Annotated in this window: 14 protein-coding genes and 1 rRNA gene; 4 read left to right on the plus strand and 11 right to left on the minus strand. The window is 70.8% G+C overall.

Annotation, left to right across the window (positions count from 1 at the left end):
• Nucleotides 1–24 precede the first annotated feature (24 nt).
• The 4 genes from recN to AB0K12_RS44440 form a co-directional block, all read right to left on the minus strand.
• Nucleotides 25–1,734, minus strand: coding sequence for a DNA repair protein RecN (recN, locus tag AB0K12_RS44425; RefSeq protein ID WP_355431870.1), 1,710 nt, complete (start codon nucleotides 1,732–1,734; stop codon nucleotides 25–27).
• Nucleotides 1,735–1,835: 101 nt separating this feature from the next.
• Nucleotides 1,836–2,735 (minus strand): NAD kinase, encoded by a 900-nt coding sequence (locus tag AB0K12_RS44430; protein WP_364574652.1) that lies wholly within the window; start codon nucleotides 2,733–2,735, stop codon nucleotides 1,836–1,838.
• Nucleotides 2,732–3,544, minus strand: a complete 813-nt coding sequence (locus AB0K12_RS44435) for a TlyA family RNA methyltransferase (RefSeq protein WP_364574654.1) — start codon at nucleotides 3,542–3,544, stop codon at nucleotides 2,732–2,734. Before AB0K12_RS44435 ends, AB0K12_RS44430 begins: the two co-directional genes overlap by 4 nt.
• The gene (locus AB0K12_RS44440) at nucleotides 3,541–3,795 is read right to left on the minus strand and encodes a hypothetical protein (protein ID WP_364574656.1); all 255 of its coding nucleotides are present in this window, start codon (nucleotides 3,793–3,795) and stop codon (nucleotides 3,541–3,543) included. Before AB0K12_RS44440 ends, AB0K12_RS44435 begins: the two co-directional genes overlap by 4 nt.
• 126 nt (nucleotides 3,796–3,921) lie before the next feature.
• Between AB0K12_RS44440 and AB0K12_RS44445 the strand changes: the two genes are divergently transcribed.
• Entirely contained in the window at nucleotides 3,922–4,269 is a 348-nt protein-coding gene (locus AB0K12_RS44445) for an SCP2 sterol-binding domain-containing protein (protein WP_355431882.1), read from the plus strand.
• Nucleotides 4,270–4,572: 303 nt separating this feature from the next.
• Here AB0K12_RS44445 and AB0K12_RS44450 read toward each other — a convergent pair whose 3' ends face one another.
• Nucleotides 4,573–5,544: an HAD-IIA family hydrolase gene (locus AB0K12_RS44450; protein WP_364574658.1), complete on the minus strand. Its 972-nt coding sequence runs from the start codon at nucleotides 5,542–5,544 to the stop codon at nucleotides 4,573–4,575.
• Between the two features lie 71 nt (nucleotides 5,545–5,615).
• Complete coding sequence (locus tag AB0K12_RS44455) at nucleotides 5,616–6,038, minus strand: tetratricopeptide repeat protein (RefSeq protein ID WP_364381161.1); 423 nt, start codon at nucleotides 6,036–6,038, stop codon at nucleotides 5,616–5,618.
• 120 nt (nucleotides 6,039–6,158) lie between these two features.
• On the opposite strand from AB0K12_RS44455, the gene AB0K12_RS44460 reads away from it, so the two are divergent.
• Entirely contained in the window at nucleotides 6,159–7,478 is a 1,320-nt protein-coding gene (locus AB0K12_RS44460) for a DUF1015 domain-containing protein (RefSeq protein WP_364574661.1), read from the plus strand.
• Nucleotides 7,479–7,632: 154 nt separating this feature from the next.
• On the opposite strand, the gene AB0K12_RS44465 is transcribed toward AB0K12_RS44460, so the two are convergent.
• Both AB0K12_RS44465 and AB0K12_RS44470 read right to left on the minus strand, forming a co-directional pair.
• Nucleotides 7,633–7,941, minus strand: a complete 309-nt coding sequence (locus AB0K12_RS44465; RefSeq protein ID WP_364574663.1) for a hypothetical protein — start codon at nucleotides 7,939–7,941, stop codon at nucleotides 7,633–7,635.
• 1,053 nt (nucleotides 7,942–8,994) lie between these two features.
• Complete coding sequence (locus AB0K12_RS44470; RefSeq protein WP_364574665.1) at nucleotides 8,995–9,408, minus strand: single-stranded DNA-binding protein; 414 nt, start codon at nucleotides 9,406–9,408, stop codon at nucleotides 8,995–8,997.
• A gap of 110 nt (nucleotides 9,409–9,518) precedes the next feature.
• Here AB0K12_RS44470 and AB0K12_RS44475 point away from each other — a divergent pair, with 110 nt between their 5' ends.
• Complete coding sequence (locus AB0K12_RS44475; protein ID WP_345386193.1) at nucleotides 9,519–10,445, plus strand: MBL fold metallo-hydrolase; 927 nt, start codon at nucleotides 9,519–9,521, stop codon at nucleotides 10,443–10,445.
• Nucleotides 10,446–10,656: 211 nt separating this feature from the next.
• Here the strand turns inward: AB0K12_RS44475 and AB0K12_RS44480 are convergent, their stop codons facing one another.
• Nucleotides 10,657–11,793 (minus strand): hypothetical protein, encoded by a 1,137-nt coding sequence (locus AB0K12_RS44480; protein WP_364574667.1) that lies wholly within the window; start codon nucleotides 11,791–11,793, stop codon nucleotides 10,657–10,659.
• Complete coding sequence (locus AB0K12_RS44485) at nucleotides 11,718–12,764, minus strand: hypothetical protein (protein WP_364574669.1); 1,047 nt, start codon at nucleotides 12,762–12,764, stop codon at nucleotides 11,718–11,720. The genes AB0K12_RS44480 and AB0K12_RS44485 overlap by 76 nt, the downstream gene beginning before the upstream one ends.
• 498 nt (nucleotides 12,765–13,262) lie before the next feature.
• Here AB0K12_RS44485 and AB0K12_RS44490 point away from each other — a divergent pair, with 498 nt between their 5' ends.
• Nucleotides 13,263–14,024 carry a methyltransferase domain-containing protein gene (locus AB0K12_RS44490; protein ID WP_364574671.1) on the plus strand — a complete coding sequence of 254 codons (762 nt, stop codon included), beginning with the start codon at nucleotides 13,263–13,265 and terminating at the stop codon, nucleotides 14,022–14,024.
• A 637-nt stretch (nucleotides 14,025–14,661) separates the two neighbouring features.
• On the opposite strand, the gene rrf is transcribed toward AB0K12_RS44490, so the two are convergent.
• A 5S ribosomal RNA gene (rrf, locus tag AB0K12_RS44495) occupies nucleotides 14,662–14,744 on the minus strand; the annotation flags it as partial.

Genomic DNA, 14,744 nt, shown 5'->3' on the forward strand with positions numbered 1-14,744 from the left:
GCGTGTCCGCTATGTCACCCAGCATCACCTGTCCGCCGCGGCCAGGCCGAGCAACTCCTCAGCGTGGGCCCTGCCCAGCTCGGAGTCCTCCATGCCGGCCAGCATGCGCGACAGTTCGCGTACACGTCCTTCGTGATCGAGCGTCACCACGCCGCTGCGCACGATGCTGCCGTCGCTCGCCTTCTCCACCACGAGGTGCTGGTCGGCGAAGGCGGCGACCTGCGGCAGGTGGGTGACCACGATCACCTGCGCGGTGCGGGCGAGCCTGGCCAGCCGGCGGCCGATCTCGACCGCGGCCTTCCCGCCGACCCCCGCGTCGACCTCGTCGAACACGAACGTCGGCACCGGGTCCGCGCCCGCGAACACCACCTCGATGGCCAGCATCACGCGGCTCAGCTCACCGCCGGACGCGCCCTTGGTGAGCGGCAGCGGCGGCGCCGCGGGATGGGCGGCCATCCGCAGCTCCACCTCGTCGCGGCCCTCGGGCCCGAACTCCGCGCTCTGGGTGAGCTCGACCACGACCCTGGCGTGCGGCATGGCGAGCGCGGTCAGCTCTTCCGTGACCGCCTTGCCGAACCGCTCCGCCGCCGACTCGCGCACCTTGGTCAGCCGGTCGGCCAGCTCGGTGAGCCGGACGGTCAGCTCGTCGTGTTCGCGGGTCAGCTCGTCGATGCGCTCGTCGTCGCCCTCCAGCTCGCCCAGGCGGGCGGCGGCCTGCTGGGCCCACGCCAGGACGCCCGAGCTGTCGGCGGCGTATTTCCTGATCAAGCTGGACAGGACGGAACGCCGCTCCTGCACCGCCGCCAGCCGCGCCGGGTCAGCCTCGACGGACTCCGCGTAGGCCGCGAGGTCGGTGGCCACGTCGGAGATCAGGTAGCCGGCCTCGGCCAGCCGGTCGGCCATGCCCGCGAGCTGGCTGTCGAAGTCGCGTACGGCCTCCACGGCCGCCCGCGCCTCCCCCAGCAGCGAGATCACGTCACGCGCCCCGCCCGCGGCCTCCATCGGGTCGCCGAGCAGCGCGGTGTGGGCGGTCGTCGCGGCGCTGCGCAGCGCGTCGGCGTGGGAGAGCCGCTCCTCCTCGCCGCGCAGCTCGTCGTCCTCGCCCGCTTTGGGATCGACCTTCTCGATCTCCTCCAGGCCGAAGCGCAGCAGGTCGGCCTCCTGCGCCCGCTCGCGCGCCCTGGTCGTCAGCTCCTCCAGCTGCGCGGCGACCTGCTTGTGTCGTTTGTACGCCTGCGCGTACGCCCGCAGGGGTTTGACCAGCTCGTCACCGGCGTAGCGGTCGAGCGCGGCGCGCTGCCTGGCCGGCTGCAGCAGCCGCTGCTGGTCCATCTGGCCGTGCACCGCCACCAGGTCGTCGGCGAGGTACGTCAGCGTGCCCACCGGCACCGTGCGCCCGCCGAGCCAGGCCCTGGACCTGCCCTCGGCCGAGACGGTGCGCGAGATGATCAGCTCGCCGTCCTCGATCTCGCCGCCGATGTCCTCGACCTGCTGCGCGACCCGCCCGCCTGGCTCGATGACCAGCGTGCCCTCCACGCTCGCGCGATCGGCGCCCGGCCGCACCCGCGCGGGATCGGCCCGGCCGCCGAACAGCAGCCCGAGCCCGGTCACGACCATCGTCTTGCCCGCGCCGGTCTCGCCGGTGACCACGTTGAAGCCAGGCGAAAGCTCGAGCACGGCCTCGTCGATGACGCCGAGCCCCTGGATGCGGACCTCCTCGACCCTGGGTCGCACTGCCCACTCCCGTTCACTGCGTGTCTCTGCCGTGTCTGACGCCGCTGTCCGCGGTCGATCGTGCTGACCACGTGATCCTACGCGCTCCGTACTCCATTCACTCAGGGTCGCGCCCTTCCGCGCCACCCCTGGACGGGCAGTTCGAACTTGGCGACCAGCCGGTCGGTGAAGGGGGCGCCGGTGCTCTCGACGCCGTGCAGGCGGGCCAGGCGTACGGGCTCGGCGCCCCTGCGCACCTCGACGCGGGTGCCCGACGGCACCTCGAACTTGCGGCGCCCGTCACACCACATGACTCCGCCAGGGGTGTCGGGCAGAATCTCCACGGCCAGCGTCGAGCGCGGCGAGACGACCAGCGGCTTGGCGAACAGCGCGTGGGCGCTGATGGGCACCATGAGCAGCGCCTCGACCTCCGGCCAGACGACCGGGCCGCCGGCGGAGAAGGCATAGGCGGTGGAGCCGGTCGGGGTGGCGCAGATCACGCCGTCGCAGCCCCAGCGCGACAGCGGGCGGCCGTCGATCTCGGCGACCACCTCCAGCATGCGTTCCTGTTTCTCGACGGTGATCTCGTTGAGCGCCCAGGTGTCGGCGAGCACGCGGCCGTTCTGCCTGGCGAGAACGTCGATCGTCATGCGCTCCTCAACGTCGTAGCGGCCCGCCACGACGCTGTCGACGGCGGCGGCCAGGTCGGCGACCTCCGCCTCGGCGAGGAACCCGACGTGCCCGAGGTTGACGCCGAGCAGCGGCGTGCCCGCGGGCTTGGCCAGCTCGGCGGCGCGCAGCAGCGAACCGTCGCCGCCCAGCACGATCATCACCTCGGCGTCCTTGGCCGCGCCGGGGTCGCCCGGCACCGCCTCGATGCCGCCGCAGCCCAGCTCGGCGGCCTCGGTGTCGAGCACCCTGACCGTGATGCCGGCGTCGACCAGCCGGTTGATGACCAGCCGGGCACTGTCGATGGCGGCGTCGCGCCCGGTGTGCACGGCGACCAGCACGGTGCGATTCATTGCGGCCCTTCCGCGACGGCACGCTGGATCTCGGCCTCGAGGTCGGCGACCCCCGGCTCGCCCTGCCCCTTGCCCAGCCAGAGCAGGTATTCCACGTTCCCCGACGGGCCCGGCAGCGGGCTCGCCGTCACTCCGCGCACGCTCAGCCCCAGCTCCAGCGCCTTGGCCGCGGCGTCGCGCACCGCGCCCGCGCGCAGCTCGGGATCGCGGACGACGCCGCCCGCCCCAACGCGCTCCTTGCCCACCTCGAACTGCGGCTTCACCAGCATGACGAAGTCGGCCTCAGGGGCGGCGACCGCGGCGAGCGCGGGCAGCACCAGCCGCAGCGAGATGAACGACAGGTCGCCGACCACCAGCGTGGGCGGCTCGCCGACCATCTCGGGGGTGAGGTCGCGGACGTTCACCCGCTCCATGACCGTCACCCGCTCGTCGGAGCGCAGCGACCAGGCGAGCTGGCCGTAGCCGACGTCGACCGCCAGCACGTGGGCCGCGCCGTGGCGCAGCAGCACGTCGGTGAACCCGCCCGTGGAGGCGCCCGCGTCGAGGCAGCGGCGCCCCTCGACCTTCAAGGCGGTGAACGCGCTGAGCGCGCCGAGCAGCTTGTGCGCTCCGCGCGAAACGTAGTCGGGGCCCTCGTCCGAGGCGGCGACGACGATGGCGGCGGCCGTGTCGACCTGGGTGGCGGGCTTGCGCGCCCGCTGGCCGCCGACGCTGACGCGGCCCGCCTCGATCAGCTGGACGGCCTGCTCACGCGATCTGGCCATGCCGCGGCGGACCAGCTCGCTGTCGAGGCGGATCCTGCGGCTCACGGGCGTCCCACGGCGGGCGGTCCAGGGACGCGCGGTCCAGGGACGGGCGGTCCAGGGACGCGCGGCCCGGCCGGCTCTTCCACGTGCTCGGCCACGTGCTCTTCCACGGCGGCCAGCGTGCTCTCCAGCCCCGAGAACGCCTCGTCGAAGACCGCGACGTGCTCGGCCACGGGCAGCTCGCCCAGCCGGGCGAGGCCCGCCACGATGGCGTCGACCCGCGCGTCGCCGCTCTCCTGCGGCAGCTCACTCATGACTCGACCGTAACGCCTCCCGCGAGCGGCCGGGACCTTGGCAGGCGTGTCACTCGTTGAAGCTCGTACGGGGGTGCTACTGATGTGGAACGCTACCGTCCGCAAAGGGATGAAAGGATACGCACCATGGCAAGCGTCGAGGAGTGCCGGGCGGCACTGGCCAAGCTCGTCACCCAGTTCGACGAGATCGATGAGGCGGATCGCGCCAAGCACGTGGTCGAGCGTACGGTCAGCTGCCGGGTGTCCGACCTCGACGTGACGTTCTACGGCCGGCTGCATCACGGGGGGCTCGACCCGTTCGCGGAGTCGCCGCCGGCCGACGGCAAGCCCGCCGACGTCAAGCTCACGATCGTCAGCGACGACCTGGTGGCGCTGGTCGACGGCGAGCTTGACCTTGCTCGGGCACTGCTCGGGGGCCGGGTGAAGGTCGACGCCAGCTTCGGCGACTTGCTGCGCCTGCGCCGCCTCCTCTGACCCCGCTCAAGGACGCCCTCAACCGGCCGGCCTGGCTGATCGCGCGTGTGCCGAACCCCGCACCCTCCACCCGCCGCCCCGGCCGATCGGGCGCGTGCCGAACCCCGCACCCTCCACCCGCCGCCCCAGCTGATCGGGCGTGTGCCGAACCCCGCACCCTCCACCCGCCGCCCCAGCTGATCGGGCGCGTGCCGAACCCCGCACCCTCCACCCGCCGCCCCAGCTGATCGGGCGTGTGCCGGATCCGGCGTCCTCCTGAGGCCACCCGGCCCCTTTTCCTCCCCTCCGGCCCCTTTCCTCCTATTACGTGAGCCGGTCGAGGGCAGGCTTCACAGCGTCCTCCTCCAGGCGGCCCTCACCGGCGGCGGCCCAGGCGGCGTCGCAGGCCGCGCGCAGCCCGTCGATCCTGCTGCCGTCTCCTTCCAGGCGCAGCGCCCCGTCCTCCCACCGGGCCCGCCAGCCGCCGCAGGCGCCGTCGCGTACCTCGGGATAGGGCTCGAGCAGCGCCCGCAGGTCCTCGCCCACGTACGTGGGCCGGTGGCGGGGCTCGGCCGTCAACACGTCGGCCGGCGTCGCGACCCCGGTCAGCACGAGCAGGCTCTCGACCCCCGCGTTGGTGGCCCCCTCGATGTCGGTGTCGAGCCGGTCGCCCACGACCAGGGGACGCCGCGCGTTCGTCCTGATCATGGACTCGCGGTGCAGCGGCGGGTCGGGCTTGCCTGCGTAGATGGGCTCGACTCCGGTGGCCGTGGCGATCACGCGTACCAGCGCGCCGTTGCCCGGCAGCTCGCCGCGCGGGCTCGGCAGCGTGCTGTCGCTGTTGGAGGCCACGAACAGCGCTCCTTGCCGCACCGCCAGCGCCCCTTCGGCGATCAGCGCGTACGACAGCTCGTACGTGAACCCCTGCACCACCGCCACCGGCGACTCCGCGGCCGTCGAGACCGGCCTGAGCCCGCGGTCGCGTACGGCCAGCCGCAATCCGGAACCGCCGACGACGAGCACGTTGGCGCCGGGCGCAACCCGCTCGGCGACCAGCCGGGCGGCGGCCTGCGCCGAGGTCACGACGTCGGCCGCGGTCGCGGGCGCCCCGAGCGCGCGCAGGTGGGCGGCGATCGCGGAGGGGGTGCGTGAGGCGTTGTTGGTGACGTACGCGAGCCGCGCCCCGCGCGCCCGCGCCTCCTGCAGCGCCTCGCCGGCACCGGGGATCGCCTGCCTGCCCAGATAGACCACGCCGTCGAGGTCGAGCAGCAGGGTGTCAAAGCCGTCGATCAGCACAGCGCCTCTTCCGTTCGCCTGTCACGCCGCGTGCGACTCTAGCGCTGCCTTCCCACCGGCCCCGCGGTAGGTCACATCTCCCTGCGGGCCTTCAAGGTCGCACGCACGCTCCGCAACGCCTTCACGTAATTCCTGTCGTCGGGCCGCATGGCCACCGCGATGGCCAGCGGTTCCTGGGCGCCTTCCACGTCCCCCGTCCGCCACAACGCCAATCCCAGGCCGAAGTAGGCATAGTCCTCGGTCGGGTTGGCGTCCACGATCTGCCGGAACCGCGCCGCGGCCTCGGCGTACTGCCGCGAGTTGAACTGGGCCCGCGCCAGCGCCTCCAGGATGCTGCGCGACTCGGGCTCCGCCTCGGCGGCACGTTCCAGCAACGCCGCCGCGGCCGCGGGACTGCCCTCTTTCAGCAGCTTGACCCCGCGCTGGTACCAGTCGTAAACACCACCCCTGGGAGCACCCGGTTTCTCGTCATGTCCGTTTCCCTCGTGAGCCATGGGTGAGAACTCCTTCATCGCTGTACGGCGACCCCGCTCCGCTCCGCCGCGGTACGGGCACGACTGCCATCGATGGGCCGGTTTTCGGAAGGCACAGGCATTTATGGCAGCATGCCCGGTATGGGGACTCCTGAACTGCCGATACCAGGTGGACTGGCGCTACGGCCCTTCCGCGGCGTACGTTTCGCTGTCGAAGATCCCGCCAAGGTGACCTCCCCGCCGTACGACCTGATCTCCGACGCCGACGTCGAGGTCCTCCTTGACTCTCACCCGAACAACGTCGTCCGTCTCATCCTTCCCTGTCCGCCTTCAGGCGACTCCTCAAGCACCACGAACGCAGCGGCGTCCCAGCCGTCACCCGGCCGGTACGCCGACGCCAGGGAGACCCTGCGCGCCTGGCTCGAGTCGGGCGTCCTGGTCGCCGACGAGCAGCCCGCCCTCTACGTCTACGAGCAGAGCGGCCCCGGCGTCCTGCAGCGCGGACTCATCGGCGACGTCGCGCTCGCCGACCCCGCCCAGCGCGTCATCCTGCCGCACGAGGACGTCATGCCCGGTCCCATCGCCGACCGCCTGGCCCTCATGAGCACGACGCAGGCCAACCTGGAGCCGATCTTCCTCCTGTACGACGGCTCCGGCGGCACCGCCACCGGCCTGGTGGATGAGGTCGCCACGACCCGCCGCCCCCTGGTCACCGCGCGCACCGAGGACGGACTCACCCACCGCCTGTGGGCCATCACCGACGAGTCGGAAATAGCCGCCGTCAACGCCGACCTCCACCCCCGACAGGCCCTCATCGCCGACGGCCACCACCGGTACGCGACGTACCGCGTACTTCAGCGGCAGGAACGCGCCACACGCGACGCGCCCGCCGCCGGCCCCTGGGACTTCGGCCTCGCCCTGCTGGTGGACTCCGGCGCGTACCCGCCCGACCTCAAGGCCATCCACCGCGTCATCCCCGGCCTCCCGCTCGCCGAGGCCACGGCCAAGGCCAAGGGCGCCTGGCGGGTCCAGGACTACGAGACCCTGTCCGACGGCCTCGCCGCACTCCAGGAGGCCGCCGAGCCGGCCTTCCTGCTGGCCGACACGCACAGCGCCCACCTGCTCACCAGCCCCGACCCCGTACAGCTGGCCCGCGCCATGCCCGCCGACCACTCCGACCGCTGGAACACCCTCAGCACCTCCATCCTCACGGAGTTCATCCTCCCGGTGGTGTGGGGCATGCAGGACAGCGACCAGGGCGTACGCATCGTCCACCACGACGCCCAGGCCGCCACCGACCTCGCCACCCGAACCGGCGGCACCGCGGTCCTGCTGAACCCCCTGGCGGTAGAGGACGTCTTGGCCGTCGCAGCGGCAGGCGAACGCGTCCCCCGCAAATCCACCTCCTTCGGCCCCAAACCCCGCACCGGCCTGCTCCTCCGCACCTTCGCCATCGACTGAACCAACAACCCGGGGCGCCAACCACGCCGGACCAGAGATATACGGTCGCCGCCTGGCCTGGTATGGCTACCCCGGGTCGTCAGTCCGCCAATGAAAAAGGGGCCCCGCAGGAAACTGCGAAGCCCCTACCCCACTTACTCGGGCCTTTCCTCCCCTAAGCCGTGCTCCTCTTGAGCAACTCATCGAGTTTGCAGTCGAGCAGACACATACCGATACGGAGATCGTCGAGCTGCTGCTGGAGCTGGGCCTGGCTGGACGCGTGGTAGTCCCTCATCTGCCAGCGGAGCCCCGTGATCTCCACGTTGAGGGCCTCCAGCTCGTCGGCCACTTCCTGAGAGAACTGGACGACGACAGGAGCGCCGGCATCACCCGACGTCGCGACCTCGTCCGCACCAGCGGACGACGCGGCCTCCAGCACCTCGAGGCGCTGCTTGAGGATGGTGATCTCTGCCTCTACGTCCATCCGACCTACCCTGTTGCGATAGTGCCGTGGCCAGGCAGGACTGCCGGGCCTGCTAACTGCGGCCTATGGTGACAGCAGACGGACGCAGAGGTGGGGTCGATCTCCAGCTCCGGTGTGATTCCTTCTCCCCACCGAACCGCCTGACCAGGAGAAATGACGGGATGAGTCCCACCCTGCCCTCACTTGCCGGTAGAGAAAAACACCCCCGGCCATCTCTTGCAGCTTCCCACATTGCCCCCAGCAACCAACACACGAAACCAACAATCCTCAATCCCACTCCCCCAGGACGTCTCTGACGCCACCCGACCTAAGCCACGAAACGCACACCAACCACCACCCCACCCACAACAGGACCATCCCGAGGCCGCGCCGCGAGAGCCCACACTCCACGTCCCCCTTCAAGCGACCACTCCCGCCTCCGTCGTAGCTAAGCCGTCGCGGTCCGTGCCAAACCCGCAGCCGTAGAGCCCCAGGAACCCTCAACCGGCAAGCCCTCGGACCAGATAGCCAGAAAGACCTAGAGGCGCCCCTGAACGCGCCTAGAGGCGTCCACACGGGACTCCGATGAGAAGCAGTTGGCCTCCTTCAGCTCGCCAGAAGTCTCACCTCGTCACCAAGAAACCGGATGTGCACAGCTACCCGCAGCATTCCGAGCGCGAGGTCGACACAGTCACCGAGGCTCATGACGTCGGAGCCCGCGGGCTCCTCAGGCAGGTAGCCGATTGGCTAAGTCGGTTGGCCGAGTAGCAGGCGATGCAAACGGCCTCAGCCGTCAAACACCTACGCCCCAAGTCACCACCCTCAGAAGCCCTCGCATCCACCGATCCGCCCAACGCCTGCCGCTGCCACACCGCCGAGCCGTCACCACCGTCGGACCGCCCAGCCTCCGCCGCCGAGCAGCCCCGCCGAGCAGCCCCGCCGAGCAGCCCCGCCGCACCGCATCGCCGCGCCGCCGAGGCACCAGCCCGCGAACCACGAACCGACAACCGCGAACGGCGGGATAGGGGCGGTGTGGCCTATGGGGCTGTTGGGCTGCGCCCGTTAGGCGGACGGTCAGCCTGTGGGGGCCAAGTACTGCACCTGCCGGGGGATCAGGGCCGTCACCTGGTTTCCGTCGGTGTCGTCCTCGGGTCCGGAACCCGGGGCGGGGAGGCCGGCCTCGTACGGTTTGGCGTCGCTCACCTCCACCTCGTACCGCCAGATCTTGGCCGCCGACGGCCCGAAGACGCGACAGCGGAACGACCCTGTCACCTCGACGTAGTCGCGGGGCTTGAGGGCGCGGACCACCGCGGCCGTCTCCGGGTCGAACGTGACGCACGGGATACTGTCGGTCAGGGCCGCGCCCCGGCGGCTTCGGCGGCGGCGGACGATGATGCGCCACTTCGTCGCCGTGTCGCCGCTCGGCAAGGGATGCTCCTCGGCCGGCGCTGACAGCCTCCCCACCAGCAAGACTTCGTTTCGGTCCACGGTCGTCCTCCTATCGGTGCTCTGGTGGAGATCACTCTCTACGATGTGGAGGAGGCCGGATCGGCTGGAATGCCGTTCTGGGGACAGCGGCTGGACGATCGGGAGTGCCTGTGGACAACATCACCGCGCTGGGCGGGGACGTCTATGAGATCGACACCAAGATGGCCGGATACTCCGGCATCACGGCCGGCTATCTCATCATGAGCGACCGGCCGTGCCTGGTGGAGACGGGTACGTCGACCTCGGCGCCCGTGGTGCGCGACGCGATCGCCTCGCTCGGCGTCGGACCCGAGGACCTCGCCACGGTCGTCGTGACCCACATCCACCTCGACCATGCCGGCGGGGTGGGCGACATCGCCAGGTTCTTCCCGTCCGCGCAGGTCGTCGTCCACGAGAAGGGCGCACGTCACCTCGCCGAGCCCTCGCGGCTGATGGCCAGCGCGCGCATGGTGTGGGGCGACAAGCTCGACACGCTCTTCGGCGAGCTGTCCCCCACCGAGGCCGAACGCATCGTCGCCCTCGGCGACACCGGCGCCATCGACCTGGGCAACGGACGTACGCTGAGCAGCCATTACTCCCCCGGCCACGCCAAACACCACGTGGGCCTGGTCGACTCGGCCACCGGCGACCTGTACGTCGGCGACGCGGCCGGCGTCTACCTGCCGGAAACGGGCGATCTGCGCCCCGCCACCCCGCCCCCGGACTTCGACCTGCAGACGGCACTCGACTCGATCGCGCTGTTCGAGGCCCTTGAGCCGCAACGGCTGCTGTTCAGCCACTACGGGCCGGTCGATGCCGTCAAGGAGACGCTGGAACGGTCTGCCGAAGAGCTCCGGGTATGGGTGGACCTGACGCGGCAGGCCCATTCCGAGGGCATGGACCTCGACCATGCCGTCGCCATGGTCAGGGACCGGACGAAGGAGCGCTACACCGCGCTGACGTCCGATGAGGAACGGGCCGAGCAGTTCGAGCTGCTGAGCGGGGCGCCGTCCAACGTGGCGGGAATCCTGCACTGGCTCAACCGCGTCTCACCCTGACGCTCCCTCGCTCCTCCGCCACACGCACGCAGACCAGTGGCGGCTTCCAGGAGGGCCAACGGTGCGTCCGAACCAGCCCTCTGTCAGAGCCGGTACGTGCCGAGAATGGCGAGGCAGCAGGTGGAGCGGCTGCGAAGCGCCGAAACAGACGTGCGGCGGGCACCCGCGATCACGCGCGTGCCCGCCGCACCTATGTCAGCGGTAGTGCCGGTCAGTCGTCCGACTTGCCCGGCTTCTCCTTGCCCGGCTCCTCATCGAAGTGGGGCTCGATGAACGCCGGCGTGATGCCGGGCACCTCACCGGCCTGAGCCTCAACCGCAGGCTCAGGCTCGCCGCCGGTCTCGGAGCCCGAGGCGGCTGAGGCGGCCGAGTCCTCGCCGTTTCCGGCGACCTCGCCGGCCGCGAAGTCGTCCTCGTCCCCGGAGTCCTCGTCTCCGGAGTCCTCGTTCGCAGAGTCCTCTTCGACCTCAGCCGATCCGACCGCCTCCGGAGCCTCGAACACGGTCTCCTCCGGTACGTCCTCCGCGCCCTCCTCGGCCACGGCCTCCGCACCCAGCAGGTCACCGGCCTCGGCGAGCGCGGCGTCGTCGTCCGTGTCCTCGTCCGCCTCGGCAGCGGTCCCGGTCTCGACGGCGCCGGCGTCGTCGAAGTCGTCCTCGTAGTCGTAGTCCTCTTCGACGTCCTCGATGATGGACCCGGTCAGCTCCGCGTACCGCTCGGCCGCGTCCGTCTCGCCGTCCTCGTCGAACGCCATCGCCCGCCCGAACCAGTCGGTCGCCGCCTCCTGGTGTCCGGCTTCGGCCAGTGCGTCCGCGTACGCGAACGCCAGCCGCGCCGACCACGGCCGTGGCTGCGGGTCACGCAGCTCGGGCAGCCGCTGCAGCGTGATGACGGCGGCGTCGTGCTGGCCGAGGTCACGGCGGGCGCCGGATTCGACGATGGTCAGCTCGATGCGTCCGGCCCGGTCGAGGCGCTCGGCTTCAGGGGAGCGTACGAGGTCGATGGCCCGCTCGGGACGGCCGAGACCGCGCTCGCAGTCGGCCATGACCGGCAGGTACGCCTCGGACCCCGTCATCCTCCTGGCCGCCCGCAGGTCGCTCAGCGCCTCGGAGTAGTGCCCGGCCCGGTAGGCGACGATGCCCGCCGCCTCGCGTACGACGCCGATGCGTGCCGCGAACCGGCGCGCCACCTTGGTGTGCTCGTGCGCCCTGTCGGGGTCGTCCTCCTCGAGGGCCCGCTCGGCCGCGACGAGGTGCCGTCCGACCAGGTCGGCTAGGTCACCAGGGAGCGAACCCAGCTCCTCCAGCACCTCCTTGTCGAGCTCGTCGACGGTGATGTCGGGCGCCACTTCGGGCAGCCTCTCCCGCTGCGGCGCCTCAGGGGCGGCGTCGCGGTCGCTCCTGCCGTAGCGGGCGCGAGTGCCTGCGGGGCCGTCCTCACGACGGCTGTCACGCGAGAACGGACGGGAGTCGCCACGTCCTCCGTCACGCTGCGGACCTTCGCGGCGGTCGCCGTAGCCCCCTTCGCGCCGGCCGCCGTAGCCGCCCTCGCGGCGCGGCCCGCGATCGTCGCGGTCCCGGAAGGGACGACGATCGTCCCCTTCACGCCGAGGACCCCGGTCATCCCGACGCGGACCCCGATCGTCCCGGAACCCGCCTTCACGACGCGGACCCCGGTCATCCCGGAACCCGCCCTCACGGCGCGGCCCACGGTCATCCCGGGACCCGCCTTCACGGCGCGGACCCCGATCATCCCGGAACCCGCCCTCACGGCGCGGCCCACGGTCATCCCGGGACCCGCCCTCACGGCGCGGACCCCGATCATCCCGGAACCCGCCCTCGCGACGCGGACCCCGGTCATCCCGAAAGCCACCCTCACGACGCGGCGAGTAGCCGCCCTCACGCCGATCCCCGTAACCGCCCTCGCGGCGCGGCCCGCGATCGTCGCGGTCCCGGAAGGGACGACGATCGTCCCCTTCACGCCGAGGACCCCGATCATCCCGACGCGGACCCCGATCGTCCCGGAACCCGCCCTCGCGACGCGGCCCACGGTCATCCCGGGACCCGTACTCACGACGCGGCCCTCGATCATCACGGAACTCACGCCGAGGACCCCGATCATCGCTGAACCCGCCCTCACGGCGCGGACCCCGATCATCGCGGAACCCACCTTCGCGACGCGGACCCCGGTCATCCCGGTAACCACCCTCACGACGCGGCCCACGATCATCCCGATCCCGATAGGGACGACGATCGTCCCCTTCACGCCGAGGACCCCGATCATCGCGGAACCCACCCTCACGGCGAGGACCACGGTCATCCCGGGACCCGTACTCGCGACGCGGCCCCCGGTCATCACGGTCCCGGTAGGAACGGCGATCGTCGCCGTCGCGGCGTCCGCCGCGGTCGTCTCGGGGGTCGTCGCGCCTCGGCCCACGGTCGCCGCGGTTGCCGTAGCGCGACCTGTCGTCGGAACGGAACGGACGGTCGCCGCCGGAGTCACGCCCGCGGGATCCGTACCCGCCGCTTCTACCCCCTCCGTCGGAGCGCCTGTCCCCGTAGTCGCCGCGCCCGCGCTGTCCGCCGTCCGATCCGTTATCTCTGTTCACTTCTGGTCCATTTCGTTGGCTCACCCAGCGGACTCTCAACAACGGTCCACCGTGGCTGGTCGCCGCCCGCCTGCGGGCCTTACGCGACGAAGGCCACCCCTGGGGTGGCCCGGTGTCCTCCCAGCCTAGCAAGCCCCGGAACGTCCACGAGCCTGCCGCAATCCGATAATGAGTGGCCCCAGAACACACCGTCAGCGAGACTGCTCGGCATGTCACTGCGCTTCCACGAAATCGCCGAATCCCGCCACCGAATTCTGAACCCCCTGACGGACGGCAAACTCCGCCTGCTCGGCGAGATCTGTGGTTTCACCCCCGGCACCCGCATCCTCGACCTGGCCTGCGGAAAGGGCGAACTCCTTTCCCGCTGGGCGGCCGAATACGCGATCGAGGGCGTGGGCGTCGACATCAGCAAGGTGTTTCTCGACGCCGCCAGAAACCGCGCGGAAGAACTGGCCGTCGCCGACCAGGTCAAGTTCGTGGAAGCCGACGCGAGTACGTACATGGACGTTCCCGAGTCGTACGACGTCGTGTCCTGCATCGGCGCCACCTGGATCGGCGGCGGCCTCCAGGGCACGCTGTCCCTGATGCGCCGCTCGTTGCGCCCCGGCGGCATCGTACTGGTGGGCGACTGCTATTGGACCTCTCCCCCGCCGCCCGAGGCTCTCGCCGCGCTGCAGATCAGCGCGGACGAGTTCACCTCATTGATCGGTACGGCCGACCGCGCCGAACAGGCCGGCTTCGAACTCCTGGAAATGGTCCTGGCCGACCCTGACAGCTGGGACCGCTACATGGCCCCGCAATGGTGGGCGATCAGCGACTGGCTCCGCAGCAACCCCGATGACCCGGACGTCCCGGCGATGCGCGACTTCCTGACCCGCTCCCGCCGCTCGCACCTGGAGTACGGCCGCGACTACCTCGGCTGGGGCGTCTTCGTCCTCCGCCCCCTCCCCACAGACGAAAACCCTGCCTGAACGCAAAAGGGCCCCGACCGAATACCGGCCGGGGCCTAGCCCAACAACAACCACCACAACCTCCGGCAAGACGAACAGCCCCGACGTTACAGACCAGCTCGGCGCTCGGGGTCGAGCCGCGGAGTCCGGACTGGGGGGTCGGGCATGGGGATCGGACCTGGAGGCCGGGGATTGGGGTTGAGTCTCGGGATAGGGGACTGGGAGTCGAGGATTGGAGGCTGCACAAAGAAGCGCCTGGGCGGGTTCCACCAGCTAATACAGCAACTCCTCCGGCGTGACCCAGGCCCCGCATCAGAAAGCCGGCAAGCAGGGCCTCATGCCCAAGGCATGAACAGCCCCACCGGAACCACCGACCGCCCCTAACCCCAAGAACCGGGCACCCGCCCCCGAACCCAAAAACCAGCAAGAAGCACGCTGGCCCTCGAACTCCGAGAAGCAACTGCAGCCGCAAAAGCCGGCCCCACCGAGAAAGACCGCGGCCCAAAGAAGAACCTAACCTATGCAAAAAGACCACGGCCCCAGAATCACGACCGCGGACACGCGGAAAGACCCCGCCATGCGGAAAAAAGAGGGGTCCGGACATGCGGAAAGGGCCCCAACACCAAACATGGTGTCGAGACCCTTCCCCTTAAAGATTGTCCGGCGGTGACCTACTCTCCCACACCCTCCCGAGTGCAGTACCATCGGCGCAGGGAAGCTTAACTTCCGGGTTCGGAATGT

The sequence above is a fragment of the Nonomuraea sp. NPDC049419 genome (assembly GCF_040676995.1).
Lineage (GTDB): Bacteria > Actinomycetota > Actinomycetes > Streptosporangiales > Streptosporangiaceae > Nonomuraea > Nonomuraea salmonea.

What these genes read in the sequence shown, in the direction of transcription:
- AB0K12_RS44430 (WP_364574652.1), bottom strand. Translation starts at nt 2,735, where the DNA reads ATGAATCGCACCGTGCTGGTCGCCGTGCACACCGGGCGCGACGCCGCC.
- AB0K12_RS44440 (WP_364574656.1), bottom strand. Translation starts at nt 3,795, where the DNA reads ATGAGTGAGCTGCCGCAGGAGAGCGGCGACGCGCGGGTCGACGCCATC.
- AB0K12_RS44445 (WP_355431882.1), top strand. Translation starts at nt 3,922, where the DNA reads ATGGCAAGCGTCGAGGAGTGCCGGGCGGCACTGGCCAAGCTCGTCACC.
- AB0K12_RS44455 (WP_364381161.1), bottom strand. Translation starts at nt 6,038, where the DNA reads ATGGCTCACGAGGGAAACGGACATGACGAGAAACCGGGTGCTCCCAGG.
- AB0K12_RS44460 (WP_364574661.1), top strand. Translation starts at nt 6,159, where the DNA reads ATGGGGACTCCTGAACTGCCGATACCAGGTGGACTGGCGCTACGGCCC.
- AB0K12_RS44465 (WP_364574663.1), bottom strand. Translation starts at nt 7,941, where the DNA reads ATGGACGTAGAGGCAGAGATCACCATCCTCAAGCAGCGCCTCGAGGTG.
- AB0K12_RS44485 (WP_364574669.1), bottom strand. Translation starts at nt 12,764, where the DNA reads ATGACCGTGGTCCTCGCCGTGAGGGTGGGTTCCGCGATGATCGGGGTC.
- AB0K12_RS44490 (WP_364574671.1), top strand. Translation starts at nt 13,263, where the DNA reads ATGTCACTGCGCTTCCACGAAATCGCCGAATCCCGCCACCGAATTCTG.